Annotated in this window: 22 protein-coding genes; 14 read left to right on the top strand and 8 right to left on the bottom strand. The window is 62.4% G+C overall.

All coding sequences use genetic code 11. The annotated features are described in order from the left end of the window. Positions 1–2 precede the first annotated feature (2 nt). From murD to lpxC, 9 genes are all read left to right on the top strand, one after another. Complete coding sequence (gene murD, locus B5T_RS17260; protein WP_014995818.1) at positions 3–1,328, top strand: UDP-N-acetylmuramoyl-L-alanine--D-glutamate ligase; 1,326 nt, start codon at positions 3–5, stop codon at positions 1,326–1,328. After that, the gene (ftsW, locus tag B5T_RS17255; RefSeq protein ID WP_041717097.1) at positions 1,321–2,475 is read left to right on the top strand and encodes a putative lipid II flippase FtsW; all 1,155 of its coding nucleotides are present in this window, start codon (positions 1,321–1,323) and stop codon (positions 2,473–2,475) included. Before murD ends, ftsW begins: the two co-directional genes overlap by 8 nt. Next, on the top strand, positions 2,472–3,539 hold the full coding sequence (murG, locus tag B5T_RS17250; protein WP_014995816.1) for an undecaprenyldiphospho-muramoylpentapeptide beta-N-acetylglucosaminyltransferase: 1,068 nt from the start codon (positions 2,472–2,474) through the stop codon (positions 3,537–3,539). Before ftsW ends, murG begins: the two co-directional genes overlap by 4 nt. Beyond that, a complete protein-coding gene (murC, locus tag B5T_RS17245; RefSeq protein ID WP_014995815.1) occupies positions 3,529–4,995 on the top strand; it encodes a UDP-N-acetylmuramate--L-alanine ligase in 1,467 nt (488 codons plus the stop codon). Before murG ends, murC begins: the two co-directional genes overlap by 11 nt. After that, complete coding sequence (locus B5T_RS17240) at positions 4,995–5,957, top strand: D-alanine--D-alanine ligase (RefSeq protein ID WP_051015623.1); 963 nt, start codon at positions 4,995–4,997, stop codon at positions 5,955–5,957. Before murC ends, B5T_RS17240 begins: the two co-directional genes overlap by 1 nt. Beyond that, a complete protein-coding gene (locus B5T_RS17235) occupies positions 5,950–6,783 on the top strand; it encodes a cell division protein FtsQ/DivIB (RefSeq protein WP_229682984.1) in 834 nt (277 codons plus the stop codon). Before B5T_RS17240 ends, B5T_RS17235 begins: the two co-directional genes overlap by 8 nt. 19 nt (positions 6,784–6,802) lie before the next feature. Next, positions 6,803–8,038, top strand: coding sequence for a cell division protein FtsA (gene ftsA, locus B5T_RS17230; RefSeq protein ID WP_026948624.1), 1,236 nt, complete (start codon positions 6,803–6,805; stop codon positions 8,036–8,038). Positions 8,039–8,213: 175 nt separating this feature from the next. Beyond that, complete coding sequence (gene ftsZ, locus B5T_RS17225) at positions 8,214–9,377, top strand: cell division protein FtsZ (protein WP_014995811.1); 1,164 nt, start codon at positions 8,214–8,216, stop codon at positions 9,375–9,377. Positions 9,378–9,514: 137 nt separating this feature from the next. Then, positions 9,515–10,429 (top strand): UDP-3-O-acyl-N-acetylglucosamine deacetylase, encoded by a 915-nt coding sequence (gene lpxC, locus B5T_RS17220; RefSeq protein WP_014995810.1) that lies wholly within the window; start codon positions 9,515–9,517, stop codon positions 10,427–10,429. Positions 10,430–10,508: 79 nt separating this feature from the next. On the opposite strand, the gene B5T_RS17215 is transcribed toward lpxC, so the two are convergent. Beyond that, positions 10,509–10,979, bottom strand: coding sequence for a hypothetical protein (locus B5T_RS17215; protein ID WP_014995809.1), 471 nt, complete (start codon positions 10,977–10,979; stop codon positions 10,509–10,511). 236 nt (positions 10,980–11,215) lie between these two features. Here B5T_RS17215 and B5T_RS17210 point away from each other — a divergent pair, with 236 nt between their 5' ends. The 4 genes from B5T_RS17210 (at position 11,216) to B5T_RS17195 (ending at position 17,388) form a co-directional block, all read left to right on the top strand. Next, complete coding sequence (locus tag B5T_RS17210) at positions 11,216–12,142, top strand: M23 family metallopeptidase (RefSeq protein WP_014995808.1); 927 nt, start codon at positions 11,216–11,218, stop codon at positions 12,140–12,142. A gap of 185 nt (positions 12,143–12,327) precedes the next feature. Next, positions 12,328–15,060 (top strand): preprotein translocase subunit SecA, encoded by a 2,733-nt coding sequence (secA, locus tag B5T_RS17205; RefSeq protein WP_014995807.1) that lies wholly within the window; start codon positions 12,328–12,330, stop codon positions 15,058–15,060. Between the two features lie 169 nt (positions 15,061–15,229). Continuing rightward, positions 15,230–16,435 carry a bifunctional glutamate N-acetyltransferase/amino-acid acetyltransferase ArgJ gene (argJ, locus tag B5T_RS17200; RefSeq protein ID WP_014995806.1) on the top strand — a complete coding sequence of 402 codons (1,206 nt, stop codon included), beginning with the start codon at positions 15,230–15,232 and terminating at the stop codon, positions 16,433–16,435. Positions 16,436–16,437: 2 nt separating this feature from the next. Further along, positions 16,438–17,388 (top strand): Nudix family hydrolase, encoded by a 951-nt coding sequence (locus B5T_RS17195; RefSeq protein WP_014995805.1) that lies wholly within the window; start codon positions 16,438–16,440, stop codon positions 17,386–17,388. On the opposite strand, the gene B5T_RS17190 is transcribed toward B5T_RS17195, so the two are convergent. From B5T_RS17190 to pilB, 5 genes are all read right to left on the bottom strand, one after another. Then, on the bottom strand, positions 17,389–17,583 hold the full coding sequence (locus B5T_RS17190; protein WP_014995804.1) for a DNA gyrase inhibitor YacG: 195 nt from the start codon (positions 17,581–17,583) through the stop codon (positions 17,389–17,391). It lies immediately after the preceding gene. Then, on the bottom strand, positions 17,573–18,178 hold the full coding sequence (gene coaE / locus B5T_RS17185) for a dephospho-CoA kinase (RefSeq protein WP_014995803.1): 606 nt from the start codon (positions 18,176–18,178) through the stop codon (positions 17,573–17,575). Before coaE ends, B5T_RS17190 begins: the two co-directional genes overlap by 11 nt. 98 nt (positions 18,179–18,276) lie before the next feature. Then, the gene (locus B5T_RS17180) at positions 18,277–19,140 is read right to left on the bottom strand and encodes a prepilin peptidase (RefSeq protein WP_014995802.1); all 864 of its coding nucleotides are present in this window, start codon (positions 19,138–19,140) and stop codon (positions 18,277–18,279) included. Positions 19,141–19,167: 27 nt separating this feature from the next. Further along, the gene (locus tag B5T_RS17175; protein WP_014995801.1) at positions 19,168–20,391 is read right to left on the bottom strand and encodes a type II secretion system F family protein; all 1,224 of its coding nucleotides are present in this window, start codon (positions 20,389–20,391) and stop codon (positions 19,168–19,170) included. 71 nt (positions 20,392–20,462) lie between these two features. Beyond that, positions 20,463–22,175 (bottom strand): type IV-A pilus assembly ATPase PilB, encoded by a 1,713-nt coding sequence (gene pilB / locus B5T_RS17170; protein ID WP_014995800.1) that lies wholly within the window; start codon positions 22,173–22,175, stop codon positions 20,463–20,465. Between the two features lie 361 nt (positions 22,176–22,536). Between pilB and B5T_RS17165 the strand changes: the two genes are divergently transcribed. Further along, a complete protein-coding gene (locus tag B5T_RS17165; protein ID WP_014995799.1) occupies positions 22,537–23,013 on the top strand; it encodes a pilin in 477 nt (158 codons plus the stop codon). Positions 23,014–23,134: 121 nt separating this feature from the next. Here the strand turns inward: B5T_RS17165 and B5T_RS17160 are convergent, their stop codons facing one another. After that, positions 23,135–23,407 carry a helix-turn-helix domain-containing protein gene (locus B5T_RS17160; protein ID WP_014995798.1) on the bottom strand — a complete coding sequence of 91 codons (273 nt, stop codon included), beginning with the start codon at positions 23,405–23,407 and terminating at the stop codon, positions 23,135–23,137. Next, positions 23,408–24,691, bottom strand: coding sequence for a type II toxin-antitoxin system HipA family toxin (locus B5T_RS17155; RefSeq protein WP_014995797.1), 1,284 nt, complete (start codon positions 24,689–24,691; stop codon positions 23,408–23,410). It abuts the gene before it with no gap. Between the last annotated feature and the right edge of the window lie 64 nt (positions 24,692–24,755).

Genomic DNA, 24,755 nt, shown 5'->3' with positions numbered 1-24,755 from the left:
GGATGACGAAGGACGCGTTTGATCTGGTCATTGGCCTGGGTGTTTCCGGCCGCTCCGTGCTCCGCTATTTGCAGGGGCAGGGTATGGCCGTGCGCGCTCTCGACACCCGTCAGGCTCTGGCGGGCCTGGATGACCTGCACGCGGAATTCCCCAAATTGAAGGTGCATACCGGCGGCTTCAAGAAAGGCTGGATGGAACGGGCCCGCCGTCTGATCGTCAGCCCCGGCGTGGCGATTTCCACCCCGGCCATCGCCGCGCAGATCGCGGAAGGCAAGGAAGTGATCGGCGACATCGAGCTGTTCGCCCGCGCCGCCAGCCGCCCGCTGGTGGCGATCACCGGTTCCAATGCCAAGAGCACCGTCACCACCCTGCTCGGTGAGGTGGCCGAAGCCTGCGGTCGTCAGCCGGGGGTTGGCGGCAACCTGGGAATCCCGGCGCTGGATCTGTTGGCCAGCGACGCCGGTCTGTACGTCCTGGAGCTGTCCAGCTTCCAGCTGGAGACGACCTACAGCCTGAATGCCCAGGTGGCCACTATTCTCAACGTGTCCCAGGACCATCTGGACCGCTACAACCGTTTCAGCGACTACCTGGCCGCCAAGCAGCGCATCTACGACGGCTGCCAGGTGGCGGTATGGAATCGCGATGACGTGGCCACCCGTCCTCAGGTGCCGGTGCCACGGGAAGTGACCTTCGGCAGCCACCCGCAAGCGGACTATCGGCTCGACAGCGATCGCAACGCTCTGCTCTACAAGGGCGAAACCCTGTTGACGCTGGACCAGCTGACGCTCACCGGCCATCACAACGCCATGAACGTGCTGGCGGTGCTGGCCATGGCCGACGCCCTGGGGTTGGAACGGGAGACCGCGCTGGCCACGGTCTGTGCGTTCCAGGGCTTGCCCCATCGCTGCCAGATGGTGGCGGAAGCCGGCGACGTGCGCTGGTTCAACGATTCCAAGGCCACCAATGTGGGCGCCACGCTGGCGGCACTGACCGGCATTGGCGAGGCCATCAATGGCAAGGTGATTCTGATCGCCGGCGGTCAGGGCAAGGGGCAGGATTTCTCTCCGCTGGCGGAGCCGGCCCGGCAATACCTGCGCGCGGCGCTGCTGCTCGGTGAAGACGCGGACAAGGTGGCGGACGGTCTGATCGGCGTGCCGCGTGAACGGGCGGAGACCATGGCCGAGGCGGTGACGCGGGCGCGGCAACTGGCCCAGCCCGGTGACGCGGTGTTGCTGTCGCCGGCTTGCGCGTCCTTCGACATGTACAGCGGCTACACCGAACGCGGCGATGATTTCGCCCATCATGCCCGGGAGGTGAGCCATGGCTAGTGTGCTCATGCGCCCGCGGACCGGGCAGCTCGATCAGGTTTTGATGTGGTCGGCGATCGGCCTGACGCTGGTGGGGCTGGTGATGGTGACGTCCGCCTCGCTGCAGATCGCCGAGACCCGGCTGGATAACCCGTTCTATTACGGCATTCGTCATGGCACCTATTTGCTGATCAGCCTGGGCGTGGGCGCCGCCGTGTACTGCTGCGTGCCGCTGGCACTGCTGGAGCGGCTGCGCTTCGCCATGCTGCCGGTGGCGGTGGTGGCGCTGGTTCTGGTGTTCGTGCCCGGCCTGGGCCGTGAAGTGAACGGCTCCACGCGCTGGATCGCGCTGCCGGGCATGACGATTCAGGCCTCCGAAATCGTCAAGTTGTGTTTCGTGCTTTACCTGGCCGGTTATGTGGCACAGCGCAAGGCGGAACTGGAAACCCAGTGGAAGGCGTTCTTCGTGCCGCTGGGGGTACTGGGACTGCTGACTTTCATGCTGTTGCTGGAACCGGACTTCGGCGCCGTGGTGGTGCTCGGTATCACCACCATGGGCATGTTGTTCCTGGCCGGTGTGCCGACCCTGCGATTCCTGCTGATCGGGCTGGTGGCGGTGGGCCTGGCGGCCTTGGTGGCCGTGGCGGAACCCTATCGGGTGGCGCGGCTGATGAGTTTTCTCGATCCCTGGGCGGATCAATACGGATCCGGCTACCAGTTGACGCAGAGCCTGATCGCTTTTGGCCGCGGTAACTGGTTCGGCGTGGGTCTGGGCAACAGTGTGCAGAAGCTGTTTTACCTGCCGGAAGCGCACACCGATTTTGTTTTCGCGGTGCTGGCCGAGGAGTGGGGGCTGTTCGGTACCCTGCTGCTGATTTTCGGCTTCGGCCTGCTCGGCTGGCGTGTGTTCCGTATCGGTCACACTCTGGAGCAACGGGGTTTTCTTTACCACGCCTATGTGGTTTACGGCATCGCCTTTGTGTTATGTGCCCAGGCGTTCATCAATCTGGGAGTGAATATGGGTGTCCTGCCCACCAAGGGGCTGACGTTGCCTTTTGTCAGCTATGGCGGTTCCTCACTGGTGATTTCCGCGGTGATGGTGGCACTGGTGCTGCGCGCCAGCGCCGAACAGCAGGAACTGCAAGCGCGGGGGAGGGCGAAGCGATGAGCGGGACCATCCTGATCATGGCCGGCGGCACCGGGGGCCACGTTTTCCCCGCCCTGGCGGTGGCCGAGCAATTGCAGGCCGCCGGTTACCGCATCCTCTGGCTGGGTGCCGAGGACGGCATGGAAACGCGGCTGGTGCCGCGTTACGGCTTCCCGGTGGCGACCCTGGGCGTGGGCCGGCTGCGCGGTGGCGGCCTCAAACGCAAATTGATTGGTCCACTGCAGCTGATCCGCGCGGTGTGGCAGGCCCGGTCCGTGATTCGCCGTGAGCGGCCGGTGCTGGTGGTGGGCTTCGGTGGCTTCGTCAGTGCGCCCGGCGGTCTGGCCGCGCGGCTGTGCGGTGTGCCTCTGGTGATCCACGAACAGAACGCGCTGCCGGGCATGACCAATCGGTTGTTGGCCCGGTTCAGCGATCAGGTGCTGGAAGGCTTCGAAGGGGCCATGCCCGGTGCCATCTGGGTGGGTAATCCGGTACGCGAGGAGATCACCGGGTTGAACGATCCGGCCCAGCGCTACGCCAGCCGGCGCGGCCCCCTGCGGGTGCTGGTGCTGGGCGGCAGCCAGGGGGCGCTGGCCTTGAATCAGGATTTGCCGGAACTGTTACTGGCCGCGCTCGGGCCACACCTGGAAGTGCGCCACCAGTGTGGCCGTGGCCGCGCCGAGGAAGCCCGGCCGGTGTACAAGGCATTGGGGCTCAATGCCACGGTGAGCGAATTCATTGATGACATGGCGCAGGCCTACGACTGGGCCGATCTGGTGGTTTGCCGTGCCGGCGCCCTGACCGTGGCGGAAGTGGCCGCCGCCGGTGTGGCGGCGTTGTTCGTGCCGCTGCCGACGGCGGTGGACGATCACCAGACCCTCAACGCCAACTGGCTGGTGGATCGCGGCGCCGCCCTGATGCTGCCGCAGCGGGATATGAACGCCAGCGCCCTGGCGCGCAGCCTGGCCGGCATGACCGAGCGGGACGCGCTGGCGGAACTCGCCTGCCGCGCCCGTCAACTGGCCATCACCGACAGCGCCGAGCGGGTGGCCCGACTTTGTGAGGAGGTGGCCGATGACCGATAACGTCGCCAATGGCAACCAGGCCGCCAACAACCACGCTGCCACCAACCATGTGGTACCAGAGATGCGGCGCATCCGCGGTATCCATTTTGTCGGCATCGGCGGCGCTGGGATGTGCGGTATCGCCGAGGTGCTGGCCAACCAGGGTTATCAGGTCAGCGGCAGTGATATCAAGGAATCGCCGGTGGTGGTGCGTCTGCGCCGGCTGGGTGTGCGCGTGGACATTGGCCATCGCGCCGAGAACATCGAAGACGCCGACGTGGTGGTGACCTCCACCGCGGTGAGCACGGAAAACGTGGAAGTGGCGCGTGCCCACGAGTTGCGTATCCCGGTGGTGCCGAGGGCGCAGATGCTGGCGGAACTGATGCGTTTCCGCCACGGCATCGCGGTGGCCGGCACCCACGGCAAGACCACCACCACGTCCATGGTGGCGGCGATTCTCGGTGAAGCCGGACTGGACCCGACTTTTGTCATCGGCGGCCGTCTCAACAGCGCCGGCACCAACGCCCGGTTGGGTCAAAGCCGTTATCTGGTGGCCGAGGCGGACGAGTCCGATGCCAGCTTCCTGCACCTGCAGCCGATGAGCGCCATCGTCACCAACATCGATGCCGACCACATGCACACTTACGGCGGTGATTTTGCCCGCCTGGAGAATACCTTCATCGAATTTCTCCACAACCTGCCGTTCTACGGCGTGGCGGTGATGTGCATCGATGATCCGGTGGTGCGCCGGCTATTGCCGAGGGTGAACCGGCAGGTGATCCGTTATGGCTTCGACGAGGACGCGGATCTGCGCGCCGAAGCGGTCAGCGCCCACGGCATGAGCACCCGCTTCCGGGTGGTGCGCGCCGAGGGTGAACCGCTGGAGATCACTCTGAACATGCCGGGGCGTCACAACATTCTGAATGCGCTGGCGGCGATTGCCGTGGCCAGCGACGAAGGGGCCCCGGACGAGGCCATCGTGCGTGCCCTGAACGGTTTTGCCGGGGTCGGTCGGCGCTTCGATGTGCTCGGTAAATACCCCTGCCAGGGTGGCGCCGCCACCCTGGTGGACGATTACGGCCACCACCCTCGGGAAGTGGCCGCCACCGTGGCGGCGATCCGCGAGGGCTGGCCGCAACGGCGGCTAGTGATGCTGTTCCAGCCGCACCGTTATACGCGGACTCAGGACCTTTACGAGGATTTCGTCGAGGTGCTGTCGCGGGTGGACGTGCTGCTGATGCTGGAAGTGTACGCCGCCGGCGAGGAGCCGGTGCCCGGCGCTGACGCTCGCGCCTTGTGCCGCAGTATCCGCCAGCGCGGTCAGGTGGAACCGGTGTTCGTCGACGACCCGGCGAAACTGCCCGCCTTGCTGGAGCACCTGCTGCACGACGGTGATCTGCTGGTGACCCAGGGGGCCGGTAACGTGGGAACGATCGCGCGGGATCTGGCCGAGCGGGTGAGAGGAGAACGGTCATGATGATCGATAACGCCATGAAACAACGATTGGCACGCATCGGTCGGGTGGCGGTGCTGGCCGGCGGCAGCTCGGCCGAGCGCCCGGTATCCCTGAAAAGCGGTGCCGAGGTCCATCAGGCCCTGCGCCAATTGGGATTGATCGCCGAGTTGGTGGATCCCTCGGAAGTGGGGGTCGAGACCCTCAAGGGCTTTGACGTGGCCTTCATCGCCTTGCACGGCCGTGGTGGCGAGGACGGCGTGATCCAGGGCGTGCTGGAACATCTCGGTGTGCCGTACACCGGCTCCGGGGTGATGGCCTCGGCCATCGGCATGGACAAGGTGCGCAGCAAATGGCTGTGGAAAGGCGTTGGCCTGCCGACTCCGGCGTTCCATGTGGTGGGCGCGGATGATGACGGCGAGGCGCTGGCCGAATTGGGCTTCCCGCTGATGGTGAAGCCGGCCCATGAGGGTTCCTCCATCGGCATGGCCAAGGTGGAAGACCAGACGCAACTGCGCAAGGCGCTGGATGACGCCCGCCAGTACGACAGCGAAGTGCTGGTGGAGGCCTGGGTCAACGGCCCCGAGTACACCGTGTCCGTGGTCGGCGAGCAGGTGCTGCCGGCGATCCGGCTGAAGACACCGAATCAGTTTTATGACTACCAGGCCAAGTACCAGTCCAACAGCACCGAGTACCTGTGTCCGGCGGGGCTCAGCGACGAGGACGAGAGCGAACTGCGAGCGCTGTCGCTGCGGGCTTTCAAGGTGGTGGGCTGCCAGGGCTGGGGCCGCGTCGATGTGATGCGCGATGAACAAGGGCGCTGGCAGTTGCTGGAAGTGAACACGGTACCCGGCATGACCGACCACAGCTTGGTGCCGATGGCCGCCCGTGCCGCCGGTGACGAGTTCCCGATTCTGGTGGCGCGGATTCTGTTGGACGCGGTGGACCGGTTCCCGCCGCGCAAAGGAGGTAAACGCCGTGGCTAAGGCGCCTCGCCGTCAACAGGGAGTGCAACCGCGTTCCCGTGGTGCTTCCAGCGTCCGGCGCAAGACGCCCCGGGTGCCGCTGCGTGAGCGCCTGGCGGCGGCGGTGCCGGCGGTGCTGGTGGCCCTGGTGGCGGCGGTGCTGGTGGGCGGCGTGATTTACCTGCCACGGGTGTTGGATCACTACCCGGTGCGCAAGGTGGGTGTGGACGGGGTCACCGACGTCCGCCGTCAGCAGCAGGTGCAGACCAAGCTGGCCACCCTGGTGCGTGACGCCAACTACTTTACTGCGCCATTGGACCGGATCTATGACCAGGCGCGGGAATTGAGCTGGGTGGCGGATGTCTCGGTGCGGCGTCAGTGGCCGGATACCGTGGTGCTCACCGTCACCGAGCGGGAACCGGTGGCGGTGTGGAACGAGACCTTGCTGGTCTCCAATACCGGCGAACCGTTCAAGGCGCTGAAGCAGTACGACCTTTCCGGTCTGCCGCGTCTGAACGGACCGGAACAACGGCTCGACGAAGTAATGAGCTACTACCACAGCATGGCCAAACTGCTCAGCGACATTGGCTTGGGGATCGAGCGGATGGAGGTGAACGCGCGTCTCACCGCCCGCCTGACCCTGAATAACAACATGCAGTTGGTGGTGGATCGGGAACAGTACGTGAACAAGCTGCGCCGCTTCGTGCGGTTGTACCGCGGGGTGCTGAGCACCGACAGTCGCGGCGTGGCCCGGGTGGATCTGCGCTACGCCGATGGCGTGGCGGTCACCTGGCGGGATGACCAGGACGCGCAAGCGGCATCCGCCCGCCGGGCGGGCAAAGTATAACGGATCGAGGCAGGCGCTAATGGCGAACGCAATGGACAACATGATCGTGGGACTGGACATCGGTACCTCCAAGGTGGTGGCGATCGTCGGTCAGGTGACCAGCGAAGGCACCGTCGAGGTGGTGGGCCTCGGCTCGCAGCCCTCCCGCGGCATGAAGAAAGGCGTGGTGGTGGATATCGAGGCCACGGTGCGCTCGATCCAGCGGGCGGTGGAGGAAGCGGAACTGATGGCCGGGTGCCAGATCCACTCGGTCTACGCCGGCATCGCCGGATCCCACGTGCGCAGCCTCAACTCCCACGGCATTGTCGCCATCCGTGACCGGGAGGTGATGCAGGCGGATATCGACCGCGTCATCGACGCCGCCCAGGCGGTGGCGATTCCGGCGGACCAGAAGACCCTGCATGTGCTGCCGCAGGAATACGTGGTGGACAACCAGGAAGGGGTGCGCGAGCCGGTGGGCATGAGCGGGGTGCGCCTGGAAGCCAAGGTGCACCTGGTGACCTGCGCCGTGAACGCGGCCCAGAACGTGGAAAAATGCGTGCGCCGCTGCGGTCTCGAAGTGGAGGACATCATCCTCGAGCAACTGGCCAGCGCCTATTCGGTACTGACCGAGGACGAGCGTGAACTGGGCGTGTGCATCGTCGACATCGGCGGCGGCACCACCGATATCGCCATCTTCACCGAAGGGGCGATCCGGCACACCGCCAATATTCCGATTGCCGGTGATCAGGTCACTAACGATATCGCCATGGCGCTGCGCACGCCGAAGCAGCACGCCGACGAGATCAAGATCAAGTACGCCTGCGCGCTGACGCAACTGGCCGGCGCCGACGAAACCATCAAGGTGCCCAGCGTCGGCGACCGGCCACCGCGCACCCTCAGCCGCCAGAATCTGGCCGAGGTGGTGGAGCCGCGTTACGACGAACTGTTCACCCTGATCCAGGCGGAAATCCGCCGCTCCGGGTACGAGGACCTGATCCCCGGCGGCATCGTTCTGACCGGTGGCTCCTCGAAGATCGAAGGCGCGGTGGAACTGGCGGAGGAGATTTTCCACATGCCGGTACGGCTGGGTACGCCGCAGGGCGTGGCCGGGCTCACCGACGTGGTGCGCAACCCGATTTATTCCACTTCCGTGGGCCTGCTGCTCTACGGGCTGCGGATGGAGAAGGAAGGCCTGAGCGCGCGTGCCCAGGCCGGTGGTGGACAAGTGAACTGGGTCGAGCGCTTCAAGCGCTGGTTCCAGGGCAATTTTTGATGAAAACGCTGGCACGCAACACGCCAGCACGCAGCACGCTGAATCGGAGTGGTTTTCGCGTGTTGCGTGAAGCGTGCAAGCGTGGAGCGATTTCAACGGTTTCAAGACGGGCCGGGCAGGTTGGCCCGATTTGGAAAAAGCAGTAACCAGGGAAGCAACAAGCGGGAGATCAATTATGCAATTCAAACTGGAAGATTCCGTACCCCATGGCGCGGTGATCAAAGTGGTGGGCGTTGGTGGTGGCGGCGGCAATGCCGTGGACCACATGGTGCGCTCTAACGTGGAAGGCGTGGATTTCATTTGCGCCAATACCGATGCACAGGCCCTGCGCAATTCCTCGGCCAAGACCGTGATTCAACTGGGCAGCCAGGTGACCAAGGGTCTGGGTGCCGGTGCCAATCCGGAAATCGGCCGGCAGGCGGCGCTGGAGGACCGTGACCGCATCGCCGAGTTGCTCGACGGCGCGGACATGGTGTTCGTCACCGCCGGCATGGGCGGTGGTACCGGTACCGGCGCGGCGCCGGTGGTGGCCGAGATCGCCAAGGAACTGGGTATCCTCACGGTGGCGGTGGTGACCAAACCGTTCCCGTTCGAGGGCAAGAAGCGCATGCGCTCCGCTCAGGAAGGCATCCAGGCCCTGCGCGACCAAGTGCACTCCCTGATCACCATCCCCAACGAGAAGTTGCAGTCGGTGCTGGGCGGTTCCACCACCCTGCTGGACGCGTTCAAAGCGGCCAACGAAGTACTGCAGGGCGCGGTGAAAGGGATCGCCGATCTGATCGTCCGTCCCGGCATGATCAACGTCGACTTCGCCGATGTGCGCACGGTGATGAGTGAACTGGGTACCGCGATGATGGGTACCGGTATCGCCACCGGCGACAACCGGGCTTCCGAAGCCGCTCAGGCCGCCATTTCCAGCCCGCTGCTGGAAGATGTGGATCTGCGTGGCGCCCGTGGCATCCTGATCAACATCACCGCCAACGAGTCCATCGCTCTGGACGAGTTCTCCGAGGTGGGTGACATCGTCAGCGAGCTGGCCAGCGAGGAAGCCAATGTGATCATCGGCACGGCCATCGACCCGGATATGGGCGACAATATCAGCGTGACGGTGGTCGCCACCGGTTTGGGCGCCCAGCAGGAACTGAAAGTGGTGCGTGGCCGTCAGAACTCGTTGGGCGCGGAAGGCCGGGTGGACTACAACGACCTGGAGCGTCCCGCCGTCGAGCGCCGTCGTGCCGTGCAACAAAGCATGGGCGGTTCCGGCCGTGGCGCGGTGAGTACCGCGGAAGATCTGGACTTCATTGATATCCCGACCTTCCTCCGCCGTCAGGCCGACTGACGGCGGCGCGGCTAACGGCGCGATAGGCACGGTCAATGGTGCGGTAAGAGGATTTTGGGTATACTTATCCTCTTATAACGCTTCGAGGATGGCAGTATCCTTATTTTTCAGGATACCGGTAGCTTTGTGACGAATCGATGATCAGACAACGAACACTCAAAAACGTAATCCGCGCCACCGGCGTAGGGTTGCATACTGGTGAGAAAGTCTACCTGACGGTACGTCCGGCGCCGGTGGACACTGGCATCGTGTTCCGCCGCGTGGATCTGGATCCGGTGGTGGAGATCAAGGCGGGTGCCCACAATGTGGGAGAAACCACCTTGTCCACGACCCTGGTGCAGAATGGCGTCAAGGTGGGCACGGTCGAGCATTTGCTCTCCGCCATGGCCGGGCTGGGGGTCGATAACGCCTATGTGGAGTTGTCGGCACCGGAAGTCCCGATCATGGATGGCAGTGCCGGGCCCTTCGTATTCCTGCTGCAGTCCGCGGGTATCCGTGAGCAGGAGGCGGCCAAGAAGTTCATCCGGATCAAGAAGAAGGTGACGGTGAAAGAAGGCGACAAGGTTGCCACTTTCGTGCCTTTTGACGGATTCAAGGTGACTTTCTCGATCGAATTCGACCACCCGGTCTTCGAGGAACGCGATCAACTGGCGAGCATCGATTTCTCCACGACCTCGTTCGTGAAGGAAGTGGCGCGCGCCCGGACCTTCGGGTTCATGCGTGATATCGAGTTCCTGCGCAGCCAGAACCTGGCGTTGGGCGGCAGTGTCGACAATGCCATCGTGGTGGACGAATACCGCATCCTTAACGAGGACGGTCTGCGTTACGACGACGAATTCGTGAAGCACAAGATGCTGGACGCCATCGGCGACCTGTATCAATTGGGCTACAGCCTGATTGGCGAATTCGTGGGCCACAAGTCCGGTCACGCTTTGAACAACGCCCTGCTGCGCGAACTGCTGAGCCAGCCGGAGGCCTACGAAGTGGTGACGTTCGAGGACGCTGACGCGGCGCCGATCTCCTACGCCGGACCTTTGGCCACCGCCGAATAACGGTGTGCTTCCCCGATCCACCCCGGCCACCCTCCCGCGGCCGGGGTGGGCAGTTACGCCTTTCAGATGATCCTTCCCGTCACTTTTTGACCCGGCTGGCCAGTCGGGCCAGGGCCTCACGCAGACCCGGATCGTCCATGTCACGCGCCGCGCGCGCGATATGAGCCGCGCTTTCCGCATCCAGAACCGGTCCCATGGCACGGTATTTGCCTTCATCTGTGGCGTGCGTGGAGGAACCGGAGCCGCTATCAAGCTGGCGCCGGCCGGTCACCACGATTTTGACGCTGGCGGCGCCGGGCAGAGCCCGTTGCAGCCGGGGCAGATGGAAGCGCAACAACTGCGCGGTGGCGCTGTTTTCCACCAGCGCCAGCCAGCGTTGCGATTCTTCCACCAGCATGACCCGGTCACGCAGCGCGGGCGGCAGGCACGCTCGCGGGTCGCCGCCTTGAGAGGGCGCGGGCTGGGCGCGGGCATTGGCCGCCAGCCGTCCCAATCTGGGATGGCGTTTGAGCAGTGCCCCGAGGTTTTGGGGCCGGTTTGTGTTGGCCATGGTATTTCCTTACACTACCCGGCTAATTGTAAAAAAACGATAAGTCTCTCGCCAGCTACTCCGGGCTCGTCGAACCACGGCCAGACCATAACCGGCCGGGTGGCACGAAGGAAACCGGGGAGACCAGCGGGGACGGTGCCGCCCGGCACCACCGGCATTGTCATTTATGAATGGATATTCCGCGGGCCTGCAGACCGCTGGCCTGAAGACTTTTTGGAAGGGGTGTTTCCACACTCATGAACATCATATGGCTTAACAGCAAGGGCGGCCATGCCCGATCGGTGCAGTTATCCCGATCCTGGCTGTATCTGGCGCTTTTGGTAATGGTGGCGCTGCCGGTGGCCCTGGGTACCGGCGCCTACTGGCTGAACTACAAACTGGTGCCGCCGGCATACACCGAAGCCGTGGCCGAGCGGTTCCAGAGCGAACTCAACGAGCAGAAGCGTGAAGTGGCGGACTTGTCCCGTCTCAGCGCTGAGCAGTTCCGCGCCCTGACCCTGCAACTGGCGGACACCGAAGCCCGTCTGGTACGCCTGGACGCGCTCGGGGAACGCCTGGTGGACGTGGCCGGCATCGACGGCCAGGAATTTGATTTCAGCAGCGCCCCGGCCATCGGGGGGCCTGAAGTGGAGGGCAGCAGCAGCTTTACGCCGCCGTCCTTCATGCAGGAACTGGAGCGGGTGACCACCGCCTTGCAGCGGCGCGAGCAGCAGTTGGACATCCTGGAAAAGCTGCTGGCCAACCGTCAGCTCAAGGACGAAACCTTCCTTTCCGGCCGACCGATTCCGCATGGCTGGATGTCCAGCCGTTATGGCCGCCGCACCGATCCGTTCAGCGGCCGGGTGGCGTGGCACAAGGGCGTGGATTTCGCCGCCCGGGACGGATCGCCGATCATTGCCACCGCGTCCGGTGTCGTCACCTTCGCGGGCAAGAAAACCGGCTACGGCCAATTGGTGGAAGTCAATCACGGTAACGGCATCAGCTCCCGCTATGCCCATGCCAAGAGCGTCACCGTGGAAGTCGGGGATATCGTGCGCACCGGCGATACCGTCGCCATCGTTGGCACCAGCGGCCGTTCCACCGGTCCCCACGTGCACTATGAAGTGTTGAAGAACGGCCAACAGGTGGATCCTTCCCCTTATATCGCTCGGGCGCGCCGCTAGCCTGGTCATTCCGGGAGGGGCGGGGTGCTGTCAAGCGCCCCCATTGGCCCGGGACCGTCACCCGGGTCTTGATTCCTCCGCCCAAGGCTTGAATTATGGTCGCCCCTACCCAATCTCGTGAGTAGAATGATCCCTCCTTAGCGCGGGGCGCTCTGCTCCACCCATTGAGAAAAAACGGACGTTTCATGCTGTCTTCCATCGCAAAGAAAGTCTTCGGCACCAAAAATGACCGTGAACTCAAGCGTATGAGCCGCCTGGTCACGGCGATCAACGCGCTTGGTGACGACATGGCCAAACTGGATGACGAGGCGCTGAAAGCCAAGACCGGCGAATTGAGGGGCGCCTTCGCCGAGGGCAAGACGCTGGATGAGCTGTTGCCGGAAGCGTTCGCCGTGGTCCGCGAGGCCGCCACGCGAGTCATGGGCATGCGTCACTTCGATGTGCAGTTATTGGGCGGGATCGCTTTGCACGAAGGGCGTATCGCCGAGATGCGTACCGGTGAAGGTAAAACCCTCACCGCGACCTTGCCGGCCTATCTCAACGCCCTGTCCGGTCTGGGCGTGCACGTGGTGACCGTAAACGAATACCTGGCCGAGCGGGACGCCAACTGGATGCGTCCCCTGTACGAGTTTCTCGGCCTCACCGTCGGCATTATTTACTCCCAGCAGCCGGCGCCGGAAAAACGCGAAGCCTATGGTTCCGACCTTATTTACGGCACCAACAACGAATACGGCTTCGACTATCTGCGTGACAACATGGCCTTCCGGTTGGAAGACCGGGTGCAGCGCAAACTCAACTTCGCCATCGTCGATGAAGTGGATTCCATCCTCATCGATGAAGCCCGTACCCCGCTGATCATTTCCGGTCCCGCCTCCGACTCCTCCGAACTGTATCGCCAGATCAATCTGCTGATGCCACGGCTTCAGCCGCAGCCGGAAGAGGGCGATGAAACCGGTCACTATGTGATCGATGAGAAACAGCGGCAAGTGGAGCTGACCGAGGAAGGCCACCAGCTGATCGAGTCCTTGCTGGTGGAGAACGATCTGCTGGAGCAGGGGGAGAGCCTGTACGCGGCCCATAATCTGACGCTGCTGCATCACGTGCACGCCGCCCTGAAGGCCCACGCCTTGTTCCACCGGGATCGGGAGTACGTGGTGCAGAACGACCAGATCGTTATCGTCGATGAGCACACCGGTCGGACCATGCCGGGCCGGCGCTGGTCCGACGGCATCCACCAGGCGGTGGAAGCCAAGGAAGGGGTGCGCATCCAGCAGGAGAACCAGACGCTCGCCTCGACCACGTTCCAGAACTACTTCCGTCTTTACGACAAACTTTCCGGTATGACCGGCACCGCCGACACCGAAGCGGTGGAGTTTCGTCAGATCTACGGTATGGATGTGGTGGTGGTCCCCACCAACCGTCCGATGGCGCGGATCGACGCCAACGATCTGGTCTATCTGACGCTGAAGGAAAAATTCGAAGCGATTGTCGACGAAGTGAAACAGTGCGTCGAAAAAGGCGCGCCGGTGCTGGTGGGCACCGCCACCATCGAGGCCTCCGAATACCTGTCCAATCGCCTCAATCAGGACAAGATCAAACACGAGGTGCTGAACGCCAAGCAGCACGAGCGTGAAGCCCAGATCATTGCCCAGGCCGGGCGCCCGGGCAGCGTGACCATCGCCACCAACATGGCCGGCCGGGGTACCGACATCGTGCTCGGCGGCAATCCGGAGGAGCAGATCAAGCATCTCGACGATCCGGATGGCGCGGAAGCGCAGAAGATCCGGGACGAATGGCGGGACAACCACGCCCGGGTGCTGGAGGCCGGCGGCTTGCATATCATCGGCTCCGAGCGGCACGAATCCCGCCGTATCGACAACCAGTTGCGTGGCCGTGCCGGCCGTCAGGGCGATCCGGGGTACACCCGCTTTTTCCTGTCCATGGAAGACGACCTGATGCGCATCTTCGCTTCCGACCGGGTACGTAACATGATGCGTTCGCTCGGCCTGAAGGACGGTGAGGCCATCGAGCACCGCTGGGTGACCCGCGCCATCGAGAACGCCCAGCGCAAGGTGGAAGCGCGCAACTTCGATATCCGTAAGAATCTGCTTGAATACGATAACGTGGCCAATGACCAGCGCCGCGTGGTGTACAGCCAGCGCGAGCAGATTCTGGAATCCGAGAGCCTAGCGTCCTCCATCGAAAGCATCCGTCGTGACGTGATGCCGGATGAAATTCACGCCTACATGCCGCCCGGTTCCGTGGAAGATCAATGGGATGTGGATGGACTGGAGCGTACCCTGGCGACCGAGTACAGCTGCCGGGCGCCGGTAAGCCAGTGGCTGCAGGAAGATACCGGGCTGCACATCGACGGGGTGGTGGAAAAGGTCATCGAGACCATGGAAGAGGAATACCGCCGCAAGGAGCAGGAAGTCGGCGAGGAAACTCTGCGCCAGATCGAAAAACACCTGATGTTGCAGATCCTCGACCGTCATTGGAAAGACCACCTGGCCAGCATGGATCATCTGCGCCAGGGCATCCACTTGCGCGGTTACGCGCAGAAGAACCCGAAACAGGAATACAAGAAGGAAGCCTTCGAGTTGTTCCAGGCCATGCTGAACCAGATCCAGCACGAGCTGATCCGCGTACTGCATAATTTCGAGGTGCGACGCGATGACGAAGTGGAACGGCTGGAAGCCCAGCGCCAGGAAGAAGCCCGGATACAGGCGGAGCGGATGAAGGCGCAACAAGAGCAGATGGCCGCGCCCACCGCGTCCGGCGACGGTATCCAGACCCAGGGGCCGCCGCAGGTAGCCCAGCCGGTGGTGCGTGAAGGCCGCAAGGTGGGCCGCAATGAACCCTGTGTTTGCGGTTCCGGCAAAAAGTACAAGCACTGCTGCGGCCGTCTGGAAACGTGATCATTGTGGTCCCCCGCAAGGGGTGAGCACTTTCCCATCCAACCCCGCCATCGGCGGGGTTGGTGCGTTCGGGGCCCTTGCCCCTTTCGGCCAGGAAAGGCCATGCTATTAACCGGGGCCGCGAACAGATGGCCCGAATTATTCCATGACCCTTGGTGAAGGATCGAACATGACGCAGTCGCAGTGGTTTCCGGTGGCCGGGGTGCGCCTGGCCGCGGTGGAAGCGGGCATAAAAAAAGCCCAACGTAAGGACCTGGTGGTGATCGAGCTGGCGCAAGGCAGCCGTGCCGCCGGCGTATTCACCCGCAACCGCTTCCAGGCCGCGCCGGTACAGGTGGCACGCCGTAACCTGGCGGAAAAAGCCCCTCGCTACCTGATGATCAACACCGGCTATGCCAATGCCGGTACCGGTGACAAGGGGGTGGCGCTGTGTGAGGAGACCTGCGTGTTGCTGTCGGAACTGGCTCTGTGTCATCCGGCTGAGGTGCTGCCGTTTTCCACCGGCGTGATTGGTGAACCGTTCGCCATGGAGCCGTTCGAAAACGGTTTGCCGGCGGCGCTGGAGACCCTGGATGAGCACGGCTGGGGTCGTGCCGCCGAGGGCATCATGACCACCGATACGGTGCCGAAAGTGGCCAGTCACCGCCTGGAGCTGGACGGCGTACCGGTGAACATCACCGGCATCGCCAAGGGGGCCGGCATGATCAGGCCGAACATGGCGACCATGCTGGGTTACATCGCCACCGACGCGGATATCGCCAAGCCGGTGCTGGATCGCTGGGTGCGCCAACTGGCGGACGCCTCGTTTAATCGCATCACCGTGGATGGTGACACCTCCACCAATGACGCCTGCATTCTGATCGCCACCGGCCAGTCCGGAGCGGCGCCGATCGAGCAGGAGGACAGCGAAGCTGCCCGCCTGGTGTTTCAGGCGTTGGAGCAGGTGTTCGTGGAACTGGCCCAGGCGCTGATCCGCGATGCCGAAGGGGCCTCCAAGTTCGTCGAGATTCAGGTGCAAGGCGCCGCCAGTGACGCTGACGCCCTGGCGGTGGCGGAGACCATTGCCCACTCCCCGTTGGTCAAAACCGCCCTGTTTGCCTCCGACCCCAACTGGGGCCGGATCCTGGCCGCCGTGGGGCGGGCGCCGATCGACACCCTGGATGTGAACCGGGTGGCGATCTGGCTGGATGAGGTTCGTATCGTCAATGAAGGCGGCGTCGACGACGATTACACCGAGGAACGCGGCGCCGCCGTCATGGCACGTGCGGAAATCACCATCCGCGTGGACCTGGCGGCGGGAACGGGTCGAGGGCAAATGTGGACCTGTGATTTCAGCTATGACTACGTGAAAATCAACGCCGAGTACCGTACCTGACCATGTCCGATTCCCATGAGACCGTTCCGGAAATCACGGTGGTGGCGGGCATTATTCGCGACGGAGACGGACGCTTGTGTCTCAGCCGCCGCCCGGAGCACAAGCATCAGGGCGGGCTGTGGGAGTTCCCGGGCGGCAAGGTGGAGCCGGGAGAGGCCCTCGACGTTGCCCTGGCCCGCGAACTGCACGAGGAGCTCGGGCTGGATGTGACCGGATGCGCGCCGTTCATGACTGTGCGCCACCGCTACCCGGACCTCAAGGTCACCCTGCATTTTCGTGAGGTGCGGCGCTACAGCGGCGAGCCCCACGGCCGCGAGGGCCAGCCGGTGGAGTGGGTGCCGCTGGCCGATATCACCGAGCGCGCGTTTCCCGCCGCCAATCGCCCAGTGGCGCTGGCGCTGAGACTGCCGCCGGAGTGGGTGGTGGTGCCCGAGGGGCTCGAGGAGCCAGCCGTGGTCCAGGGGTTGGAGCGGCTGGACCCGCGACGGCAGGGTGTGTATCTGCGTGGCTGGAGTCAGGATCCGGCACTGCCGAGGCTGGCGGCGTGCTGCCGTGAACGGGGCCTGCCTTTCTGGGTCCGGGATGATGCGGCGCTGGCGGCGCGGGAAGGGGCCGCCGGATTGCATCTGAGCCGGCGGGCTCTGATGGCAGCGTCGGCCGCGGAACTGAGCGGGTTTGCCGGCGTGATCTCCGCCGCTTGCCACGATGCTGCCGCCCTGGAGCAGGCTCTGGCGCTGGATATCCCCATGGCGGTGGTGTCACCGGTGGCGGCCACCGCCACGCATCCTGATGTGGCGCCCATGGGATGGGACGGTTTCGCCGCGCTCACCGAGGGGCGGCCCCTGGTGTTTTATGCCCTGGGCGGGTTGTCCCCGGATGATCTGACCACGGCCCGCGAACACGGCGCCTATGGCGTCGCCGGCATCCGCGCCTTCTGGCCCGGGGTGGATTGATTACCGCTCCGGGTCGTCGAGATCGTCCACTGGTGCGTTTGGATCCCCCGGAATCATATGTTGCTCCGAGGCCCAGGCGCCCAGATCGATCATCTTGCAGCGTTCGCTGCAAAACGGCCGCCAGGGATTGTCGTCCCAGCGGGTGGGTTTCTTGCAATGGGGACAGGGGTAGATACGAGTGGTGTTATCCGCCATGACGTCGGGCTAACTCCAGATAACGTTGATGCAGTTGTTCCAGTTGCTGATGAAGCCGTTCCAGGGGACCGTCGTTGGTCACCACATCGTGGGCCAGGGCCAGGCGCTCTTCCCGCGATAGCTGGGCGCGCATGATCGCCTCCACCTGCTCCATGGGGACCTGATCCCGATTGACGGTGCGGGCCACCTGAATTTCACCGGGCACATCGACCACCAGAACGCGATGGGTCATGTCCTTTTGCCGTCCTTCCAGCAGCAAAGGCGAGACCAGCACGGTGTAGTCGCTGTCGCTGTCCTGGATCTGCCGGCGCAACTGGTCGCCGATCGCCGGATGGGTTATCGCTTCCAGCTCCCGCCGCGCCTGATCATTGCTGAAAACGATATCGCGCAGAGCGCGGCGATTGAGCGTGCCGTCCTCCTGCAGTATCCGCTCGCCGAAGCGATCGACGATGGCATGGAGTGCCGGCTGCCCCGGCTCCACCACGATCCGGGATGCCTGATCCGCATCGACGATGGTAATGCCCAGACGGGCCAGGAAATCGGTGGCGGCGGTTTTGCCACTGCCAATACCACCGGTCACACCTACCACATACATGCTTTGTCTCCACCCGGAACTGGTCTGCAAACTACACGGCACAATAACAAAAATCCAGAAGGCGGAGCATGAAAGGGGATAAACGTCGTAGCCCCCTCTCAGAACTGAAACAGACCCAGATAGGCGCCGACGATGGTGTCGCCCCACAACAGCGCGATCCAGCCGGCAATGGCCAGATAGGGCCCGAAGGGGATGCCCTGACCCTTCTTGAGACCGCCACGCGCCATCATGCCAATGGCGAACACCAGACCCACCACCGAGGACAACAGAATCACCAGCGGCAGATACTGCCAGCCCAGCCAAGCACCCAGAGCGGCGAGCAGTTTGAAGTCACCGTAGCCCATGCCTTCCTTGCCGGTGACCAGTTTGAATACCCAATACAGGCTCCACAACGACAGATAACCGGCCATGGCGCCGACGACCGCGTCCGGCAGGGAAACCGGTGAGATGCCCAGCAACGCCGCCAGCAGACCCGCCCACAGCAACGGGAAGGTCATGGCGTCAGGGAGCAGCGTGGTATCCAGATCGATGGCCGCCAATGCCAGCAGGGTAAAGCTGGCGAACAGCACGAACACCAGCCAGCTCCCATAACCAAACTGCCAGGCGCAAACGGCGGCGATCAGGGCGCTGAGCAGCTCGATCAGTGGATAACGGGCACTGATGCCCTGGCCGCAGGCACTGCAGCGTCCTTTCAATAACAGCCAACTGATCACCGGGATGTTTTCATGCCAGCGAATGGCATGATCGCAATGCGGGCAGCGGGAGCGGGGTACTACCAGGTTGTAGGGACTGGTTTCCTCGATGGGCAGTTCCAGCACTTCCTGGGCTTCACGCCGCCAGGTGCGTTCCATCATTCGCGGTACGCGGTGAATCACCACATTGAGAAAGCTGCCCACCAGCAGCCCGAACACGGTACAGAAGATAATGAGCAGTGCGGGCTGGTCGGCGAGAAAGCTAAACACGAATGACGTTATCCTGTTTGTTGTCGGTCAGACCACCTGACCCAGTTGGAAGATCGGCAGATACATGGCGATGATCAGGCCGCCGATCAGCACCCCCAGCACCGACATGATCAGCGGCTCCAGCATGCTGGTCAGACCATCCACGAGATTATCCACCTCATCCTCGTAGTAGGTGGCGACTTTACCAAGCATACCGTCCAGAGCCCCGGATTCCTCGCCGATGGCGGTCATCTGCAAAGCCATCGGTGGGAACACGCCGGTGGAGCGCATGGCGAATTGTAGCTGCTGGCCGGTGGCCACGTCTTCTTTGACCTGTAGTACCGCCTTGCGATAAACCACATTGCCGGTGGCGCCGGCACAGGCGTCCAGGGCGTCGATCAGAGGAACCCCGGCGGCGAAGGTGGTGGACAGGGTTCGGGCGAACCGGGCCACGGTGGCTTTGTGAGTAATGTCGCCAATAATCGGCAAGCGCAGCAATAAGCGATCGACGGCGTCCTTGAACGCTTGGGAACGCTTCCTTCCCTGGATGAAGCCAGCAATGAGTGCGCCACCACCGAGCAGTATGGGGAGAAAATGAGCCTGCAGTCCTTCGGACAGTCCGATAACGAATTGGGTAAAGGCGGGCAACTCGGCCCCGAACCCTTCAAACAATTCCTGAAAGGTCGGCACCACTTTTACCAGCAGGATGCCGGTGACGATGACGGCGATACAGATGACGGCAATGGGGTATTTCACCGCCTTGCGGATCTTGGATTTCAAGGCTTCGCTTTTTTCTTTATAGAGCGCGACACGATCCAGCATGGTCTCCAGCGAGCCGGAAGCCTCGCCGGATTCGATCAGGCTGCAGTACAGATCGTCGAACAGCATAGGGTGCTGTCGCAGGGCTCCGGCGAAGTTGTTGCCGCCTTCCACCTCGGTCTTGATCTTCAGCACGACGTCCTTCATCGATGGATTGTCCAGGCCATCGGCAACGATATCGAAGGATTGCACCAAGGGTACGCCGGCTTTCATCATGGTGGCCATCTGGCGGGTGAACAGGGCGATATCGGCGGGTTTGATCTTCTTTTTGCCACCCAGGGACAGCTCCCTTTTTTTGATGACCTTGCGTGCCTGAATGCCCTGGCGGCGCAGTTCCGCGCGCACCAGCGCCGGGCCCTTGCCGCTGATTTCCCCTTTGACTTTGCTGCCCTTGCGATCAAGGCCTTCGTAGAGAAAAGTGGCGGTTTTCTGCTGCGCCGCTGTCTTAGCCATAGGCGTCCTGTATCCCCCTTAATCGTGTCACGCGCCACGGAAATTCCGCGCACACGTCCCCCATAAACGTTCTAGTGGCCGCTGGTGACCCGGTCCATTTCCTCCAGACTGGTGACCCCCTGCATCACCTTGAGCAGCCCGGAGCGGCGCAGATCGTTGAAGCCTTCCTTGCGGCACTGGTCGGCGATTTCGATGGAATTCCCTTCCTGCATGATGATGCGGGCAATGCCGTCCGTGACCCGCACCACTTCATAGATCCCGACCCGGCCCCTGTAGCCGTTATTGCATTTTTGGCAGCCTTTCGGGCCGAACACAGTAAAGCCACTCTCGACGTCCGGTTCCGTGAAACCCATCGCAAGCAGCGAGGGTTTGGGCACATCCACCGGTTCCTTGCAGTGGCTGCAGAGGCGGCGGGCCAGGCGCTGGGCGATGATCAGACTCACCGAGGTGGCGATATTGAAGGACGGCACCCCCATGTTACGCAGACGGGTCAGGGTTTCCGGAGCGCTGTTGGTGTGCAGGGTCGATAACACCAGGTGGCCGGTCTGGGCCGCCTTCACGGCGATTTCCGCGGTCTCCAGATCGCGGATCTCCCCCACCAGAATAACGTCGGGATCCTGACGCAGGAACGCTCGTAGCGCGGACGAGAAATCCAGCCCCTGCCTGGGATTCACGTTGACCTGATTGATGCCTTCCAGGTTGATTTCCACCGGATCCTCGGCGGTGGAGATGTTGCGCTCCGGCGTGTTGAGAATATTCACACCTGTATAGAGAGACACGGTCTTACCAGAACCGGTGGGGCCGGTGACCAGGATCATGCCCTGGGGCTGGTTCAGGGCTCTCATGTACATGTCTTTTTGCTCGGGCTCATAGCCCAGAGCATCGATGCCCATCTTGGCGCTGTCCGGATCCAGAATCCGCAGCACGATCTTTTCGCCAAACAGAGTGGGGCAGGTGTTGACCCGGAAATCGATGGCGCGATTCTTGGAAATCTTCAGCTTGATGCGACCGTCCTGGGGCACCCGCCGTTCGGAAATATCCAGGCGCGCCATCACCTTGAGCCGGGCGGCGATCTTGCTGGCGCTGTTGATCGGAGGTTTGGACATGGTCTGCAACACACCGTCCTGACGGAAGCGTACGCGGTAGGTCTTTTCGTAGGGCTCGAAGTGCAGGTCCGAGGCGCCGCCCTTGATGGCGTCCAGCAGCAGTTTGTTGACGAAGCGAACGATGGGGGCATCGTCGGCGCCGTTACTTTCATCCTTGGAATCCGCGGCCGGTTCGCCGTTGGCCACGTCCAGATTGTCCAGGCCCTCGTCGAGATCGGCGAACGCCTTGCCCTCCGCCTCCGATTCCAACCGGTCGATCCAACGGGTCAGCTTGTCGTCTTCGACGATCACCGTTTCCACGTTGAGGCCGGTATTGAAGCGGATTTCCTCCAGCGCCGGCAGATTGGTGGGGTCGGAGACGGCGACGAACAAACGACTGCCCCTTTTATACAGGGGCAGGACGGTGTGGCGGGCAATCAGCTTGGTATCCACCAGATCCTTGACCAGGACATCCGGGGAGAACGCATCCAGATCTATGACCGGATCCCCGAACTCCTCGGCGGAGGCCCGTGCCACGGTGGCGGCGGTCAGCAGACCCGAGCCCACCAGACGGCGGACCAGAGGCATCTGCTCTCGACGGGCAGCACCAGCGGCTTCCATCACCTGCTCGGTGGACAGATGGCCTTCGTTGACCAGGCGGCGGGCGAGGCCGCTCAGGGATGATTGAGGACTGCTCATGGGTCGGAAAGAGTAAGTTTGTTAATAGGAAATAATTCTTATGCATCAGAAGATTGGCAGCCTTTCCCCAGGCTGTAAAGAGCCGGTGCCCGGTGGCTGAGAACCGGGTCCCACTTCCTTGCCGGAGAGGGGGTCCTGGAGCGGAGCCGCCACCCGAGCAGGTGCCCAAACCCGTCCATTCCAGGTGACAAAACCGGTCAATGGCTGACGCATAGTGGCAGAGTGCACCGTTCACACTTTGTCTCCGGCCCCCGTGAATCCTGGCTCAGGCAAATTGGCCCGGTAGCTGCATTGAGGAAGGCGCGACGCTCGCCTTGGGGGTGAGCACGGAAAACACAGTTCCCGCTATGGAGACGCAACAATGAAAAACGTGCAAAAGGGTTTTACGCTGATTGAATTGATGATCGTGGTGGCGATCATCGGGATTCTGGCGGCGGTGGCTTTGCCTGCTTATCAGGACTACACCGTGCGCGCAAAAGTATCCGAGGCCATCCTTGCTGGTTCCGCTTGCCGTACTACGGTGACGGAGGTATACCAAAGTGGAAGTGCGTTGCCGGCTGCTGATGCCTGGGGATGTGAAACTAGTGCAGCATTGGGCAATAACACAGCAAAAGTTGATAGTGTTGCCACCAGTGCTGCCGGTGCTATCACGATCACGATTAATACCACTGAGATTCCGCAATTGGCCGGTGCCAACGTGCTGACCCTGGTGCCGCTGACCGACGCTACCACTGCTGCAGGTACCGCTGGTGATCCGATCTTCGGCTGGCGTTGTGGCGATACTGCAGACGGTACCACCGTTACTAGCCAGTATCTTCCCAGTTCTTGCCGGGGCTAATTGCTAGTTGGTAAAAAAGAAAAATAAGGCATATCGGGGTCGGGTCTTGCTTTTTTTCTTTGCAATCGCAGACAAAAAGCGGGGCCCAGCCTCGTAGACTGAAATCCTTGAAAACCTGCTCTTACACCACACCCAATCGCAACCCAAACGGCTTTAACAACTTCTCCGCCGTACTCAATGTCGGGTTGCCCGTCCCATGTTCAATACCGTGAATCACTCTTGGGGAAATGCCGGTGAGCGCGCTGTATTCCTGCAACGTCAGTCTCAGTTCCTTGCGCAGAATTTTGATCACTTCTGAAAGCGATTGGCCGGGGTGCTCGTGAATGGAGCGCAGCACCTGCCGCCGCTGTTCCAACTGCTGATGCGCGTCCAACTGACTGTATCGCTTGTCCATTTACAGCGCTCCCAGGGTCTTGGCGGTTGCCACGGCTTGGGATGAGACTCTCTGAATGATTTCCGGCGCCAGGCCCTGTTCGTGCATAACGGTTTCCAGAGTAGTAAGAGGGTGGGCCATGTCCTTGAGCGCTTGAATCAACGGTTCGACAGCAACACCGCTGGCGTCGGCCGCTTGTTCAGCAGCGCTGCGCCAGTCAGGCTGCCCCCGGTCATGCTCGCGCCAGCGATTGGTTCGGGCAATGCCGTCGGGGTGAAGATACATGGGAGCGAAATCATAGAGGGGCGTAAGCGCTATCAGACCGTTGTTATCCCGGCTGATGGCGGTATTGCGGCTATGATTGTCCTTGTTGCCCATGACGATATTGGCCAGATCCCGTTTCAGGTATTCGATGATCTCCCGTTGCGGATCGGTGACGGCATTGGCAATGGCGACACAAGCCTCGTTGTGGCTGATGCGAACGCCGAAACCGGATCGCTGACATAGGGAAGCGAGGCTTTCCTGGGCGATGCGTTGCACCTGTCCGGACTCGCAGTGGCGATCAAAGCGGGGAATGAACAAAGTGTTCCCATGGTATTCGGGGAGAGCGTGGACACGCAGTCCCAAGTGCCGGGCGCAGGCCATGTATTTCCCTTCCGCTTCCAGGATCAGGTTCAGGTCCTGTGGTCCGGAACGGGTGAACTTAACTAGATAGTGCCGGCGCGCCCGCTGGTCGGGTAGTAAATGGTCCAGATAGAGCAGGCCATCGTCGGCCTCGGTAAGTAGAATTTTGGGCCACTCCCCCTGTACGCCGGATGAGCCGGCGACGAATAATCCATGGGTGGCGAGGTACTCGACGAAGTCCTCATGCCGTTGGGCCACTTCGTTGAAATGAAAACCGGTTTGTTGCGGTGGGCTATGCTGTTGGAGCCAATTCCAGGCTTCTTTTATGCGCAGATTACCAACCGGGTTGCCGGCGCCGGCCAGAAGCAGCGCCCAATCGGAGCTGGGGCCGTCCTTCAAAGATAGCTGTTTGAGTATTTCCTGGCGGCCGAAACCTTGAGGAAGAAGGTCAATCAGAAAAGCCGGCCAGGTCTCCCATTCACTAATTTCCGCACTGACCGGCCAGGTATGGCTGCAGGCGTGCGCGTCCCGGCTGTCCGGCCAGGTAATGACATGGTCCAACGTGTAGCCGCCATAACAGGAAGCCTGCCAGCCTAGCTCCACTGGCCCGGTCAGACCAACAAGGGCGGCATCTTGCCAGGCGCCATTCACGAAAATCTGAATAGTGCATTTTTTGTTCATTTTTGCAGTATAGGGAAAAAAAGAGCACTGTAAAGGGCCTCAGTTTCGCTTTATAAGTAAAAAG

The sequence above is a fragment of the Alloalcanivorax dieselolei B5 genome, assembly GCF_000300005.1.
GTDB lineage: Bacteria > Pseudomonadota > Gammaproteobacteria > Pseudomonadales > Alcanivoracaceae > Alloalcanivorax > Alloalcanivorax dieselolei.
This window is presented reverse-complemented; position numbering and strand designations above follow the sequence as displayed.

What these genes read in the sequence shown, in the direction of transcription:
- murD (WP_014995818.1), top strand. Translation starts at nt 3, where the DNA reads ATGACGAAGGACGCGTTTGATCTGGTCATTGGCCTGGGTGTTTCCGGC.
- B5T_RS17195 (WP_014995805.1), top strand. Translation starts at nt 16,438, where the DNA reads ATGTCCGATTCCCATGAGACCGTTCCGGAAATCACGGTGGTGGCGGGC.
- murC (WP_014995815.1), top strand. Translation starts at nt 3,529, where the DNA reads ATGACCGATAACGTCGCCAATGGCAACCAGGCCGCCAACAACCACGCT.
- B5T_RS17165 (WP_014995799.1), top strand. Translation starts at nt 22,537, where the DNA reads ATGAAAAACGTGCAAAAGGGTTTTACGCTGATTGAATTGATGATCGTG.
- ftsA (WP_026948624.1), top strand. Translation starts at nt 6,803, where the DNA reads ATGGCGAACGCAATGGACAACATGATCGTGGGACTGGACATCGGTACC.
- B5T_RS17190 (WP_014995804.1), bottom strand. Translation starts at nt 17,583, where the DNA reads ATGGCGGATAACACCACTCGTATCTACCCCTGTCCCCATTGCAAGAAA.
- B5T_RS17210 (WP_014995808.1), top strand. Translation starts at nt 11,216, where the DNA reads ATGAACATCATATGGCTTAACAGCAAGGGCGGCCATGCCCGATCGGTG.
- argJ (WP_014995806.1), top strand. Translation starts at nt 15,230, where the DNA reads ATGACGCAGTCGCAGTGGTTTCCGGTGGCCGGGGTGCGCCTGGCCGCG.
- B5T_RS17240 (WP_051015623.1), top strand. Translation starts at nt 4,995, where the DNA reads ATGATCGATAACGCCATGAAACAACGATTGGCACGCATCGGTCGGGTG.
- pilB (WP_014995800.1), bottom strand. Translation starts at nt 22,175, where the DNA reads ATGAGCAGTCCTCAATCATCCCTGAGCGGCCTCGCCCGCCGCCTGGTC.
- B5T_RS17215 (WP_014995809.1), bottom strand. Translation starts at nt 10,979, where the DNA reads ATGGCCAACACAAACCGGCCCCAAAACCTCGGGGCACTGCTCAAACGC.
- coaE (WP_014995803.1), bottom strand. Translation starts at nt 18,178, where the DNA reads ATGTATGTGGTAGGTGTGACCGGTGGTATTGGCAGTGGCAAAACCGCC.
- B5T_RS17155 (WP_014995797.1), bottom strand. Translation starts at nt 24,691, where the DNA reads ATGAACAAAAAATGCACTATTCAGATTTTCGTGAATGGCGCCTGGCAA.
- lpxC (WP_014995810.1), top strand. Translation starts at nt 9,515, where the DNA reads ATGATCAGACAACGAACACTCAAAAACGTAATCCGCGCCACCGGCGTA.
- ftsZ (WP_014995811.1), top strand. Translation starts at nt 8,214, where the DNA reads ATGCAATTCAAACTGGAAGATTCCGTACCCCATGGCGCGGTGATCAAA.
- secA (WP_014995807.1), top strand. Translation starts at nt 12,328, where the DNA reads ATGCTGTCTTCCATCGCAAAGAAAGTCTTCGGCACCAAAAATGACCGT.
- murG (WP_014995816.1), top strand. Translation starts at nt 2,472, where the DNA reads ATGAGCGGGACCATCCTGATCATGGCCGGCGGCACCGGGGGCCACGTT.
- B5T_RS17160 (WP_014995798.1), bottom strand. Translation starts at nt 23,407, where the DNA reads ATGGACAAGCGATACAGTCAGTTGGACGCGCATCAGCAGTTGGAACAG.
- B5T_RS17175 (WP_014995801.1), bottom strand. Translation starts at nt 20,391, where the DNA reads ATGGCTAAGACAGCGGCGCAGCAGAAAACCGCCACTTTTCTCTACGAA.
- ftsW (WP_041717097.1), top strand. Translation starts at nt 1,321, where the DNA reads ATGGCTAGTGTGCTCATGCGCCCGCGGACCGGGCAGCTCGATCAGGTT.